General features: G+C 74.3%; 10 protein-coding genes, 1 tRNA gene and 1 rRNA gene. 7 read left to right on the plus strand and 5 right to left on the minus strand.

Annotated elements, in window-relative coordinates:
• Nucleotides 1-108: 108 nt before the first annotated feature.
• Nucleotides 109-867: a PIG-L deacetylase family protein gene (locus Q0858_RS05145; RefSeq protein ID WP_299051684.1), complete on the minus strand. Its 759-nt coding sequence runs from the start codon at nucleotides 865-867 to the stop codon at nucleotides 109-111.
• Nucleotides 868-929: 62 nt separating this feature from the next.
• On the opposite strand from Q0858_RS05145, the gene Q0858_RS05150 reads away from it, so the two are divergent.
• From Q0858_RS05150 to Q0858_RS05165, 4 genes are all read left to right on the plus strand, one after another.
• Complete coding sequence (locus Q0858_RS05150) at nucleotides 930-1952, plus strand: GNAT family N-acetyltransferase (protein WP_299051686.1); 1023 nt, start codon at nucleotides 930-932, stop codon at nucleotides 1950-1952.
• Between the two features lie 20 nt (nucleotides 1953-1972).
• Nucleotides 1973-2049 (plus strand) — tRNA-Ile (locus tag Q0858_RS05155).
• Nucleotides 2050-2081: 32 nt separating this feature from the next.
• Nucleotides 2082-2342: a DUF3099 domain-containing protein gene (locus tag Q0858_RS05160; protein ID WP_299051688.1), complete on the plus strand. Its 261-nt coding sequence runs from the start codon at nucleotides 2082-2084 to the stop codon at nucleotides 2340-2342.
• Nucleotides 2343-2364: 22 nt separating this feature from the next.
• Nucleotides 2365-2748: a hypothetical protein gene (locus tag Q0858_RS05165; RefSeq protein WP_299051690.1), complete on the plus strand. Its 384-nt coding sequence runs from the start codon at nucleotides 2365-2367 to the stop codon at nucleotides 2746-2748.
• A gap of 57 nt (nucleotides 2749-2805) precedes the next feature.
• Here Q0858_RS05165 and Q0858_RS05170 read toward each other — a convergent pair whose 3' ends face one another.
• The 4 genes from Q0858_RS05170 to Q0858_RS05185 form a co-directional block, all read right to left on the minus strand.
• Nucleotides 2806-4131, minus strand: a complete 1326-nt coding sequence (locus Q0858_RS05170; RefSeq protein ID WP_299051692.1) for a trypsin-like peptidase domain-containing protein — start codon at nucleotides 4129-4131, stop codon at nucleotides 2806-2808.
• Between the two features lie 64 nt (nucleotides 4132-4195).
• Complete coding sequence (locus tag Q0858_RS05175) at nucleotides 4196-7456, minus strand: ATP-binding protein (protein WP_299051694.1); 3261 nt, start codon at nucleotides 7454-7456, stop codon at nucleotides 4196-4198.
• Between the two features lie 119 nt (nucleotides 7457-7575).
• Nucleotides 7576-9066: a serine/threonine-protein kinase gene (locus tag Q0858_RS05180; RefSeq protein ID WP_299051696.1), complete on the minus strand. Its 1491-nt coding sequence runs from the start codon at nucleotides 9064-9066 to the stop codon at nucleotides 7576-7578.
• 139 nt (nucleotides 9067-9205) lie between these two features.
• The gene (locus Q0858_RS05185; RefSeq protein WP_299051698.1) at nucleotides 9206-10570 is read right to left on the minus strand and encodes an acyltransferase family protein; all 1365 of its coding nucleotides are present in this window, start codon (nucleotides 10568-10570) and stop codon (nucleotides 9206-9208) included.
• 87 nt (nucleotides 10571-10657) lie between these two features.
• Here Q0858_RS05185 and tyrS point away from each other — a divergent pair, with 87 nt between their 5' ends.
• The 3 genes from tyrS to Q0858_RS05200 form a co-directional block, all read left to right on the plus strand.
• Nucleotides 10658-11926 (plus strand): tyrosine--tRNA ligase, encoded by a 1269-nt coding sequence (gene tyrS, locus Q0858_RS05190; RefSeq protein WP_299051700.1) that lies wholly within the window; start codon nucleotides 10658-10660, stop codon nucleotides 11924-11926.
• Between the two features lie 2 nt (nucleotides 11927-11928).
• Entirely contained in the window at nucleotides 11929-12993 is a 1065-nt protein-coding gene (locus Q0858_RS05195; protein WP_299051702.1) for an alpha-hydroxy acid oxidase, read from the plus strand.
• A 336-nt stretch (nucleotides 12994-13329) separates the two neighbouring features.
• A 16S ribosomal RNA gene (locus tag Q0858_RS05200) occupies nucleotides 13330-13484 on the plus strand; the annotation flags it as partial.

The raw sequence follows: 13484 nt of genomic DNA on the forward strand, positions 1-13484 counted from the left end.
GGGCGCTGAGCCACAGCGTCCCCGTGCGGCAGGACATCCCGGGGGTGGGCCTGCGCCGTCCGCGGGGGGGGACGGCGCAGGCCCGTCGGGCTGTGCGGGCCCGGGCGGCTACTCGCCCCACCCGGTCGGGACGACCTCGAAGGCCGCGGCGTGGGCGACCCCGAGCCGCTGCCCGGTCGGGCGGCTGATCCCCTCCAGGAACTCACCCGCGTCGAACCCCTCCCACCCGAGGCCGTCGAGGTAGGCCCGGTGGGCCTCCAGGGAGGCCACCCCGGCGTCGAGCGTCCCCGTCGTGTCGACCGCGTGGGTCGCCTCGGGGGAGCCGAACAGCCACACCTCCCGGACCCCTCCCCAGGGGGCGAGGCCGTCGACGAGCTGCTCGCGGTGCACCCACCGGTTCCCGGCGTCACCGACGGCGTCCAGGACCGCCCGCCCGACGGCGACGTGGTCGGCCTGGTTGCGGGTCCGGCCGCCCCAGGTCTCCCGGTGGTTCGCCGTGACCACGACGTCCGGGCGGTGGCGACGCACGACGTGCGCGATGCGTCGCCGCAGGTCGACGCCGTACTCGAGGACGCCGTCGGGCATCCGGAGGAACTCGACCTCCCTCACCCCGACCAGGCGCGCGGCCTCGACCTGCTCCGCCTCCCGCAGGGGTCCGCACTCCTCCGGGGGCAGCGCGTCGATGCCGGCCTCGCCCGAGGTGACCATGCAGTAGACGACCTGCTTGCCCTGCCCGGTCCACCGCGCCACGGCGGCGGCCGCGCCGAACTCCAGGTCGTCGGGGTGGGCCACCACGCACAGGGCGCGGTCCCAGTCCTCGGTCAGCGGTGCGAGCGGTGACGGCGTCTCGGCGCGGTCCTGGGTCATCCCCCGAGCATGACCACGAAACCGGTTTGCCCGCCAGGGGGCGGCCGGGGTGCGATGGCCTCATGGGCCTGCTGGTGCGCGAGACCGACCTGACCGACGACGGGGCGCTCGCGGCCTGGCACGCCCTCGAGGCGGAGTCCGTGCGGGCGTCGGACCCCCACGCGGCCCACCGCACCCTCGAGGCCCTCCGCGCGAGCGTGCAGCACCCCTCGGCGTACGTCGACCGGTTGCTGCTGGAGGCCCGCGACGGCGGGAGCCTCGTCGGGGTCGCCGAGCTGACGTGGCCCCTGCAGGAGGACCACCACCTCTGCTCCGCCGACGTCCACGTGCGCCCCGGCGCCCGCCGGCGCGGCGTCGGGCGTGCGCTGTGGCAGCAGGTCGACCGCCGTCGCCGTGGCCTGGGTCGCACCACCGTCGAGGCCGAGCTGGAGGTCCCGGTGGCCGACGGCGACGCACCCGGCCCGGCGTTCGCCGAGGCGCTCGGGTTCCGCCTCGTGCACCTCGAGGACCACCTCGTCCTCGGCCTCCCTGTCGACCCCGGCCACCGGGAGCGGCTGGTCGAGCACGCGACGGCGGCCTCCGGCGGCTACGAGGTCGTCACCTGGCGGGGCCGGTGCCCCGACGACCTCGTCGAAGCCTACTGCGCGCTGCGGACCCGGATGGAGCACGACGTCCCGACGGGCGAGCTGGCCGGCACGCCGGTGACGTGGGACGAGGCCCGGCTGCGGTCGAGCGAGGAGCGGACCTCCCGCTCGTACACGGTGCTCGTCGCGGCGGCCCGGCGTGCGGCGGACGAGGAGATGGCGGCGTACACGCTGCTGTTCGCACCCCACGACGACGACACCGCCCTGCAGGACGACACGCTCGTCATGCCCGAGCACCGCGGCCGGCGCCTGGGCACCTTGGTGAAGCTCGCCAACCTGGAGGCACTGGCCGAGCTCGACGAGCCCCGCCGCCTGGTGCACACCTGGACCGACCCGGACAACGCCGCGATGGTCGCGGTCAACCGTGCCTTCGGCTTCGTCACGGTCTCGCGGTGCCACCAGGTCCAGTGGCGCGAGGACGCCGCCGGACAGGCCGGATAGGGTCGCGCCATGTCTCGCCCGGGGCGTTAGCTCAGTCGGTCAGAGCAAGCGACTCATAATCGCTCGGTCGTCGGTTCAAGCCCGACACGCCCCACCAGCCCGGCGGTGGGCCCGGCGTAGGTTCGGCCCATGGCCGCTCCGCCGCTCTCCCGCGCCACCCGGCGCCGGGTCTACCTGCTCCTGATGGTGGTCTGCCTCGGCCTGGTCCTCCTGGCCTGGAACGTCGTGCGCTTCTTCTCGGTGCCCCTCGCGGTGGGCATGAGCGTCCTCGCCGCCGTCCTGCCGCCCGCGGCGGCGTTCGTCGCGAACGCGGGGGTGTCGGGCGACCGCACCGCCGGCCTGGAGCGACGGCCCTGGGACCGGCGCGAGCCGCCCGACCCCGACCGGTAGGCGCCTCTGGTACGACTGGGGGATGAGCCAGCGCCGCCCGTTCCGCTACAGCCGCCTGATGTCCGTCCTCACGGCGGGCTACGCCGTCTACGCCCTCGCCGAGCCGCGACACCTCGGCTCGGCGATGGACGCCGGCCGCGGCGAGCTCGAGAGCTACGACAACGTGGCCAGGGTCTTCGGGGTCCGCGACCTGGTCGTCAGCGGCGTCGCCCTGACCGGCAAGGAGCCGGCCACGGTGCAGGCCGCGATGCGCATCCGCATCGGGCTCGACGTCGCCGACGGGCTGCTCCTCGCCCGCCAGGCCGACGACTCCGGTGTCCGTACGAAGGTCCTCGCCGTGACGCTGGGCTGGGCGTCCCTCAACGTGCTCGCGCTGCGCGCGGACCGACGGCGCGACCGGGTCTGAGCCCGGCCGCGCCGCCGTCCTGCTCCGGCCCGCCCGCCCCGCTGGGCGGGTCCGGGCTCAGGACGCCGTGGTCTGCGCGTCGCTGTCCAGCGTGACGTCGGCGGTCTGCTCGTCGCCGTCGCGCAGGTAGGTCAGCGTCACCGTCTGGTCGGGACGCTCGCCGCGCACGGTGGCGACGAGGCTCTCGGAGCCGGAGACGGTCACGTCGTCCAGCTTCGTGACGACGTCGCCCTCCTGGAGCCCGGCCTCGTCGGCGGCCGAGCCTGGCTCCACCGACTGCACCTGGGCCCCGGTGACGAGCCCGTCGTCGCTCGTCACGTCGCCCACGCTGACGCCGAGCTGGGCGTGCGTGGGGGTCTCGCCCGCCCGCAGCTGCTCCACGACCGGCCAGACCTTGCTCATCGGGATCGCGAAGCCGAGGCCGATCGAGCCGCCCTCCCCGGAGGTGCCGCCCGAGCGGATCGAGGAGTTCACCCCGACGACCTCGCCGGCCAGGTTCACCAGCGGGCCGCCGGAGTTGCCCGGGTTGATGGCGGCGTCGGTCTGGATGGCGGGGTAGGTGGTCTCGTCGGTGCCGGTCTCGCCGCCCACGGAGACGGGACGGTTCAGCGCGCTGACGATGCCGTCGGTGACGGTGGCCTCCAGGCCGAAGGGCGAGCCGATGGCGACGACGTCCTCGCCGACGTCGACGACGTCGTCGGTGGCGATGCTGGCGGGGGTCAGGTCCGACACGTCCTGGGCCCTGATGACCGCGAGGTCGGTCACCGGGTCGGTGCCGACGACCTCGGCCGGCACCGTGGTGCCGTCGTCCAGGCTGACCGTGAGCCGGGCGCCGTCGCCGACGCCGGTCACGACGTGGTTGTTCGTGAGGATCTCGCCGTCGGAGCTGAGGATGATCCCCGAGCCGCTCGCCTCGCCCTGCTGCGAGGAGACGTTGATCTTGACGACGGACGGCAGGACCGCGGCGGCCACCGCCTCCGTCGAGCCCTCCGGCGCGTCGTCGTCGGTGCCGCTGGTCACGGTCGCGGTGGTGACGCTGTCGTCGACGGTCGCGGCGAACGGGATCGTCCCCGACCCGGCGGCGATGCCGCCGACCGCACCGGCCAGCCCGCCCATGGTCAGGGCCGCCACCAGCAGCCCGGCGACGAGCGGCTTGCCGAGCGTCGCCCTCCGGCCGGCGCGCGGGGGCTCGGCCACGGCGGTGGCCCGGGGCGGGCCGTAGGGCGGCGGGTTCCAGCGCGGTGCGCCGTACCCGGTGGGCGGGGTGGGGGCGAACGGGTCGCCGACGGGTCCGGGTCGTCCCTGCGACGAGGGCGGCACGGGTGCGGCCGGGGGCACGAAGGGCTGCGGGGGGCGGTTGTCGGAGGGTCGCTCGTCGGTCATGTCACCACCGTGGCCGCCCGGGCTGAGAGGACGGTGAGACCAGGGCAAGACGAGGCGAAGAACCTCAGGTGTCCGCCGCGCCGCCGTACGAGCGTCGGTACGCCAGGACCGCGTCGCGGCCCCGCTCCAGGCGTCCGGTGAGCGTCGCGAGCAGCGCGGGAGCCGGAGCCAGGTCGCCGCGCTCGCCGGCCAGCTCCAGGGCGAAGGCGGTCTCCGCGACCTGGGGCACACCCAGGTTGAGGGCGCTGCCCCGCAGGCGGTGGGCGGTCGCGGTCACCGCCGCGGCGTCCCCGGCCTCGATGCCGTCGGCGATGCGGGTGTGCAGGTCGGGGGTCTTCCGGACGAAGTTGCCGATCACCCGGTCGACGTACGACGTGTTGCCGGGGTCGAGGTCGCGCAGCATGTCCAGGCGCTCGAGGTCCAGGTGCTCCAGGTGCTCCGTGAGGTCCACCGGAGCCTCGTCAGCCTGCACCACGGAGACGGTACCGGTGGTCTCGGGCGCGACGGCCGGTGCCGTGTCGCAGGCCGGCGGGGCGGGGTCGCCGCCGGCACCGGGCAGCTGGTCCGCGAGCACGGTGGCGAGGTGCGGCGGCGACACGGGCTTGGTGAGGAAGTCGTCCATGCCCGCCTCGAGGCAGCGCTCCCGCTCGCCGGTCACGGCCGCGGCCGTCATGGCCACGATCGGCAGCCGGCGGGCGCCCGACCGGGCCTCCCGCTCCCGGATGGCCCGCGCGGTCGCGTACCCGTCCATGCGGGGCATCTGCACGTCCATCAGCACCAGGTCGAACGCGGGGTCCGACGCGGGGTCGGCGGCGAGGCGCTCCAGGGCCCGGACGCCGTCGTCCACGGACTCCGAGTCGTAGCCCAGGGCGGAGAGGATCCCCTCGGCCACCAGCTGGTTGACCGGGGTGTCCTCGACGATCAGCACCCGGCCGCGACGCCCCCCGGCGCCGCGTGCCTCCGGGGCCCGTCCGGTGCCGCGGTCCCCACCCGGGTGGGTGGCCGGTCCGGGACGCGGTGCGTGCTGCCCGGCCGGATCGGTGCCGTGGACCGCCGCGACGAGGACGTGCCGCAGGCGGTCGCCGGTCACGGGCTGCTCGACACCGAGGGTGCGGACACCCGCCCCGGCCTCGGGCAGGACCTCGCCCGGCTCGAGGAGGTGGACGACCGGTGCGGCGGGGGAGGACCCCTCGGCGGGCGACCTCCGCACGCCCGGCCCGAGCAGGACGACGTCGACGGCCCCCGCGGACTCAGCCGGGTCAGCGGGGTCGGCGGGGTCGACGCCGTCGGCGTCCATCCCCCAGTGCACCAGCCGGTCGACCAGCGCCTCACGGCGCGTCATCCGGTCGTCGACGACGCGGGCGCGACGGCCCGCGAGGTCCGCGACCGTGCCGCGGGCGCCGGGTGTCGGTGCGAGGGGCAGGCGGCACCAGAACGTGCTCCCGGACCCCGGCTCGCTCCGCACGCCGGCCTCGCCGCCGAGCGCGCCGACGATCTCGCGGACGATCGCGAGGCCGAGCCCGGTGCCGCCGTACTCCCGCGTGGTGGTGGCGTCGGCCTGGATGAACGGCTCGAAGATGCTCCGGACCCGCGACGGGTCGATGCCCACACCGGTGTCGCTCACCTCGAGGAGCAGCGGGACGGTCGGCCCGGTCGGGCCGACGGCCCGCAGCGAGACGACGACCTCGCCGTCCTCGGTGAACTTCACCGCGTTGGACACGAGGTTCGACACGACCTGCGTGAGGCGGACCCGGTCGCTGCGGACCAGGGCGGGCACGTCGCGGTCGCAGTGCCAGACCACCTCGACCCGGCGCGCGCGGGCGGTCTCGGCCGTCATCGCCACGACGTCGTCGAGGACGGCGCGCAGGTCGACGTCGATGGTCTCGAGCAGCAGCTGCCCGGCCTCGATCTTCGAGAAGTCCAGGATGTCGTCGACGAGCCCGAGCAGGGCCCGCCCGGAGGCGCCGACGCCGGAGACCAGCCGGTCCTGGTGCTCGTCCAGGGTGGTCGTGCGGAGCAGGTCGTTGAGCCCGATCACCCCGTTCAGGGGCGTGCGGATCTCGTGGCTCATCGTCGCCAGGAACTCGGACTTCTGGCGCGAGGCCTCCTCCGCGGCGTCCCGGGCGGCGGCGAGCTCGTGGGCGGTGGCCTCGCGCTCGGCCACGCTGGAGAGCTGGGCCACCACCCGGGTGACCATGTCCGAGACGGTGTCGTGGTCGCCGACCGGGGAGTCCGAGCTCATGACGATGACCGCGACCGGGCGGCCGGCGGCGGTGATCGCACAGGCGACGGTCGTCCGGGTCTCCTCGTCCCAGACCGGGCCGGTCGCGCCGAGCGCGGAGCGGGCCACGCGTCGCTCGCGGTCCGGTACGTCGGGGTCGTGGGGGACGGACCCGGTACCGAACGACAGCGGCCACTCGGTGAGGGCGTCGTCCGGGTCGAAGGTGCGGGCGCGGCGCCACCCGTCGTGCCCGACCACCAGCGGGCCGCACGCGGTCAGGGCCTCACCGAGGCTCTGCGAGGCGTTCGCGGCGACCGCGACGGCGCGCATGAGCTCGTTCTGGCTGACCAGGTCGCGCAGGGCGGTCTCGGACTGGTGGATGCCGGTGACGTCCTGCACCGTGCCCGACAGCCCGACCAGCCGACGGTCCTGCCGGTGGGCCACGACGCGGACCCGCAGCCAGCGCTCGGGCCCGGTCGGCTGCGACCGGAGGTCGATCGTGCGTGTGTCGGCCTCCCCGCGCCCGAGGGCGCCGACGGCCTCGTCGACGGCCGTGCGCGAAGCGGGCTGCAGGGCGTCGAGGGTGTCGCCCCAGGAGCGCGTCGTGGGACAGGTCGGCTGCTCGATGAGCTCGACGAAGGTCGACGAGAGGGTGAGCGTGTCGGTGGTGAGGTCGGCGGTCCAGCTGCCCAGCCCCGCGACCCGGTGGGCCTCCAGCAGCTCCTGGCGGTTCGCCTCCAGCGCTGCCTCGAGGCGGCGCCGCTCGTCGAAGTCGTTCAGGCTGAGCAGGATGTTCCCGCCCTCGGGACCGGGCAGGTGGGCCTCCGTCACGAGGAACCACGCCGTCGTCCGGTCGCCCCGCACGAACCGGCACTCGACGGGGTGGGACGGGGGTTCACCGCGGGCCAGGCGTGCCGTCCACTGCTCCCGTCCCTCGGCGTCCAGGAACTCGGCGTGGTCGCGGCCGGTGAGCGCCGCACGGTCGGTGCGCATCATGTCGGCGAGCCGTTGGTTGGCGAAGACGGTGCGACCCCGGGCGTCGAGGACCCACAGGCCGTCGGCCGAGGACTCGACAACGAGTCGGTACAGCTCCGCGTGAGTCACTCGTCCCCTCCGGTCCCGCGACCCCGCCGCGCTGATGCTTGCTGAGGCAAACATAGGGGTCGGGTCGGGGCGTGTCCGGCGAACCCGGTCCGGGCGGGTCGTTCGTCGGGGGAGCCCCGTCAGTTCTCGCCGGCGATGAGGTAGTCACCGGCGTCGGTGAGCTCGAGGCGCAGCGTCGGGGTGTCGGTGGTGGTGCTGCCGTCGGTGCGCGTGTAGTCGACCGTGTAGCTGACCGTCATCGTCCCGGGGTCGGCCTGCACGTCGCTCACCTGCGCCGACTCGATGGTGTCCCAGAAGCCGCGGTAGCCGTCGAGCCCACCGCTGGCCTCCTGGAAGCCCGGGGTCAGCTGGTCGAACGCCGCGTCGGTGTCGGAGGTGACCGTGCCCAGGTAGCCCTCGACGAAGGCGGCCATGTCCTCGGCGTCCGCCTCCGGGGACTCCGACTCCGAGGGGGACTCCGACGGCGAGGGGGAGGCCGACGGCGACGCGGGCGCCGACGACCCGGCGTCGCCACCGGGCTCGGCCTGCTGGGTGTCGTCGTCCCCGCCCTGGAGCCCGAGCCAGAGGCCGATCAGCGCGACGAGGACGACGGCGACGGCCACGACCGCTGCGGGGAGGGCGCGCGACCGTCCGCCGGCGCGGCTGCCGGAGGAGGTCACGGTCTTCGTGGTGCTCCGGGCGGCGGGCCCGTCGGGCTCGCGGCGGGTCGCGGTCTCCAGGAAGGAGGGCTCGGGCCGGTCGGGCGGGGGAGTGGCGAGCACCTGCGTGGAGCCCGGGGCGGCGGGCGCGCCGTCCCCCGAGGCGACGGCGCGCGCCCGGTCCCGCACCTGGGCCATCGTCCACCGCTCGGCCGGCTCGAGCGCCATGGTGTGCGCGAGCAGCTCGGCCAGGGGGTCGCCCGCCGGCAGGCGGGGCGGGTCGTCGTTCACGATGCGGTAGAGCGTGCCGAGGACGTTGTCCTCCACGGCGTACGGCGGCCGGCCGGTGAGGGCGTGGAAGAGCGTCGCGCCCAGCGACCAGACGTCGCTCGCCGGCGTCGCGCTGCGCCCGGAGGCCACCTCGGGGGCGAGGTAGGCCGGCGACCCGGTCACCATCCCGGTCCGGGTGAGGGAGGCGTCGGTCTCGCCGCGGGCGATGCCGAAGTCGCTGATCTTCACCTGGCCGTCGACGGTGACCATGATGTTGGAGGGCTTGACGTCGCGGTGGACCACGTGCGCGACGTGGGCGGCGTGCAGGGCGTCCGCGGCCTGCGCGACCAGGTCGGCGACCCGCCGTCCGGGCAGGGGGCCCTCGGACTCCACCAGCTCCGACAGCGCCGTGCCCTCGACGTACTCCATGACGAGCCACTGCGCGTCGCCCGACTCGACGAGGTCGTAGACGGCGACGACGTGGGGGTGGTTGATCATGGCCGCGAGACGCGCCTCGCGCTCCGCGCGGACGGTGTCGACGACCTCCTGGGGGCCCTCGGGGGCGTAGCCGATGCGCTTCAGCGCGACGGGGCGGCCCAGCAGGACGTCCTCGCCGAGGTAGACGGCGCCCATGCCGCCGCGTCCGATCTCGCGCTGCAGGCGGTAGCGGTCGGAGACGTCGTGCGGGATCACCCAGCTCACTCCCCTGCGTCGTTCTGGCGTCGTTCCGGATCGGTCTGCCCCCGTGAGGGGAGCGGTCCCCGCTCCGCACGGGCCGCACGGCGCGATCGTAGGCAGGTCGGCGACGCGAGGCGAAACCGATGGCCGGCCCGGGACCTGCTCAGGCCCGGTTGAGGACCCGCGGCGGCTTGGCGACGCCGGTCGCCAGGACGATGGCCGCGGGCGCGAGCGGGAGCCACCAGTTGACCGTGTCGCCGTCGACGATTCCCACGTAGGCCATCGCCCCGAGGGAGGCGGCCATGCCGACCACGGCGAGCACGGGGCGCCAGGCGGCGGGGGAGGGCCGGTCGTCGCGCCCGGCCTGCTCGAAGCGGCCCGCGAGGGCGGCCATCACGAGCGTGGTCAGCGCCAGCACCAGCAGCCACAGCGGACGCGAGGTCCACCACTGCGAGGTCAGCGGCTCGAGGCGCAGCCCGACGCCGCCGAGGGCCAGCGAGGCGGCGATCACGACGCCCATGGCGGTCAGGTGCCACAGGTAGAGCGTCATGATCCGGCCGTTGACCAGGATCGTGGCGGTCCAGACCCCGTGGCGCGAGGCGAGCCGCCGCAGCGCGGGCTCGAGGAGCAGGACGACCCCGGTCTGGAGCATCCCGAGGAAGACCAGCGTGACGCGGGTGGGCAGCTGGTTGTTGATGCCGTAGCCCTCGACGCCGACCATCGAGACGGCGTAGGGCCCGACGGTGGTCAGCAGCACGAGGACGACCAGGCCGACGACCAGCAGCAGGGCACGCCGGGCGGCACCGGCCAGGGCGCCGTCGAGCCAGGCGTAGCCGAGCTGGTGGATGGTGCCCCAGACCACCAGGTAGTTCAGGAAGCCGAGCAGCAGCTGGTCGGTGGCGATGCTCGCCACGTCCACGAGGGCGGCGAGCGCCACGCCGCCGACGACCGAGGCCCACCCGAACCGCTCCCACAGCACCAGCGCGCCGGGGGCCACCGCGACGACGACGACGTACGCCGCGAGGAACCAGGTCGGCACGAGCGCGGCGGTGGTGGCGATGCGCAGGTAGTCCGAGCCGAGGCCCGCCCAGGCCATGAGCGGCGCGAACGCCGCCCAGAACACCATCAGCGGGACCACCGGCAGCGCCAGCCGCCGCAGCCGGGCCCGCAGCCACCCGCCGTACGACGTGCCGCGGGAGCGGGCCGAGCGCCACGACAGCCCGTTCGCGTAGCCGCCGACGAGGAAGAAGATCGGCATGACCTGGATCGCCCAGGTCGCCGGGTGCAGCCACGGCGCCATGCCCAGCACGTCGCGGTTGACGACGTCGCCGTCGCCGCCCACCTGGATGCCGGCGACGAGCCAGTGGCCGAGCACGACCACGAGGATCGAGACCGCGCGGAGCAGGTCGACGACCCGGTTGCGGTCCTCGGGCGTGGCGGTCGCCATCGCGGAGGCGGTGGCGACCATGCCCCGGCGTCGGCCGGGGGCGGCCGGCTCGGCGGCCGGGGGCGGCGTGGATGTCGTCATGGCAGACAGCATCGCCCCGATGTCGACCGAATTGCGTGAGTAGAGGTACCCAGATCCGTGCGGGGCGCGGTGCGGCAGACTGCAGTCGTGACCGACGTGAGCCTCCTCGACGACCTCGAGTGGCGCGGCCTGATCGCGCACTCGACCGACCGCGACGCCCTGGGCGCCGCGCTCGCCGCGGGCAGCGTGCGGTTCTACGTGGGCTTCGACCCCACCGCGCCGAGCCTCCACATGGGCCACCTGGTGCAGGTCCTGACCGCACGTCGGCTGCAGGACGCCGGCCACACGCCGTACGCGCTGGTGGGTGGGGCGACCGGGATGATCGGGGACCCCCGCGACTCGGGGGAGCGGACCCTGAACCCCGCGGAGACCGTCGCGGAGTGGGTCGGTCGCGTCCGGTCGCAGATCGAGCCCTTCCTGTCCTTCACCGGCGAGAACGCCGCCACGATGGTGAACAACCTGGACTGGACGCAGGGCCTGTCGACCATCGACTTCCTCCGCGACGTCGGCAAGCACTTCCCGGTCAACCGGATGCTCGCCCGCGACACGGTCAAGAGGCGCCTCGAGGCGGGCGGGATCTCCTACACCGAGTTCAGCTACGTGCTGCTCCAGTCGTGGGACTTCCTGAACCTGTACCGCCAGCACGGGGTCACGCTGCAGTTCGGCGGGTCCGACCAGTGGGGCAACCTCACCGGCGGCGCCGAGCTGGTGCGCCGGGCCGACGGCGGGACCGTGCACGCGTTCGCGACACCGCTCCTCACCCGCAGCGACGGCACGAAGTACGGCAAGACCGAGGGCGGGGCGCTGTGGCTCGACCCGGACATGTTGTCGCCGTACGGCTTCTACCAGTTCTGGCTCAACGTCGAGGACGAGAAGGTCCCCGAGCTGCTGCGCGTGTTCACCTTCCTGTCGCGCGAGGAGATCGGGGCCCTCGAGGAGCAGACCGCGGAGAAGCCGTTCCTGCGGGCCGGGCAGAGGGCCCTCGCCGAGCACGTGACGACCCTGGTCCACGGCGCCGAGGAGACCGCCCGCATCCAGGCCGCCTCCGCCGCGCTGTTCGGCGGCGGCGACCTGCGAGGGCTGGACGCGGGGACGCTCGACGCGGCGCTGGGGGAGGTGGGGGGCACCACCGTCCCGTCCGGTCCGCTCCCGGGGGTGGTCGACCTGCTCGTGGCGAGCGGGCTGGTCTCGAGCAAGGGCGAGGCGCGGCGGGCCATCGCCGACGGCGGTGCCTACCTCAACAACGACCGGGTGTCCGACCCCGACCACGTGCCGGGTGCCGACGACCTGCTCGCCGGGTCGTGGCTCGTGCTGCGGCGGGGCAAGAAGAAGCTCGCCGGCGTCCGGGTGGGTTGAGCGTGGACGGCGCGCGCCCGGGGTGGGACCACGACCCGATCGGCGGCGCCGTCGGCGAGTACGTCGCCCAGGGAGTGGGGGCCGGGATCTCGGTGGGGGAGGCGACGGCCGCGTGGCGCGACTGGCGGCTCCTGCCCCGGACGTTCGCCGACACCACCCGCGTGGACCTCGGCTGCGAGCTCCTCGGTCGCCCGTACCGCCGGGCCTTCGGGGTGGCACCGACGACGCTCCAGCGCGCCATCCACCCCGACGGCGAGCTCGCGGTGGCGAGGGCCTGCGCGGCGACGGGCACGCCGCTGGTCGTCACCAGCAACGCGGCGACGCCGTTCGCCGAGATCGGCGCGACCGGCGTCGACTGGTGGTTGCAGGTCTACGTCCCTCAGGAGCGCGGCCTGGCGCTCGGCCTGCTGCGCCGGGCCGTCGAGGCCGGCGCCCGGGCCGTGGTCCTCACGGCTGACACCCCGGTGGTCAGCACGCGCCTGCTCGGGCCCTCCGGCCTGGTGTGGGACGTCGTGCCGCCCTCCTCCGTCCGGGTGAACTTCGACCCCGGGTACGACGACACCAGCCCCGGCGCCGCCAAGGCGACCGACCTCGGGCCCGCCGACGTCACCTGGCTGGGTGAGGTCACCGGTCTCCCGGTGGTGGTCAAGGGTGTGCTGGACCCGGACGGGTCCCGTCGGTGCGCCGAGGCCGGGGCCGCCGCGGTCTGGGTGTCGACCCACGGGGGGCGCCAGCTCGACCGGGTCGTGCCGACCGCCCACGCGCTGCCCGGCGTGGTGTCCGCGGTCGGGACGGACGTGGAGGTGTACGTCGACGGTGGGGTCCGCGACGGCGTCGACCTCCTCGTCGCCTGGGCGCTGGGCGCGCGGTGCGTGTTCGTGGGCAGGCCCGTCTCCTGGGCGCTGCAGCAGGGAGCCGACGGGGTGAGCGCCTGGGCGGAAGGCCTGTCGGAGCAGGCCGTCGAGGCGCTCCGACTGGCCGGCTGCACGGGTCCGCAGGACGCCGCCGGGCTGCGCGTGGAGCGCGCCGGAGGGGCCTGTGGCGCAGGTCACCGCGGATGGATTTGACCCCGGCGCCGGACCTGCCTAATGTTTCACCTCGTTGCCCCGAAGCACGACGGGGAGCAAGGCCGGTCTGGTCGGGCTCTCGGTGAGGGGCAGCCGCCCCGCACCATCCGGGCCTCTCGCCAGTTTTGAACCTGGCAGCGAGTCGGAGTAGCGTGCGGATCCTGGTCAAGGGTGCTGGTCCCTGAGGGACGAAGCTGTGACATGGGTGTGTTGTTTGAGAACTCAACAGTGTGTCATTCATATGATGATGAATTAGTTTGTATGCCCTGACGGTTTCTATCGTTTTGGGTTTGCTAGTTGTTTTGTTTGGTCATGGTTATGGATTTTCCATGGTTTTCGATGGAGAGTTTGATCCTGGCTCAGGACGAACGCTGGCGGCGTGCTTAACACATGCAAGTCGAGCGGTAAGGCTCCTTCGGGGGTACACGAGCGGCGAACGGGTGAGTAACACGTGAGTAATCTGCCCTTCACTCGCGGATAAGCTTCGGAAA

This window comes from uncultured Nocardioides sp. (assembly GCF_947489365.1).
Taxonomy (GTDB): Bacteria; Actinomycetota; Actinomycetes; order Propionibacteriales; family Nocardioidaceae; genus Nocardioides.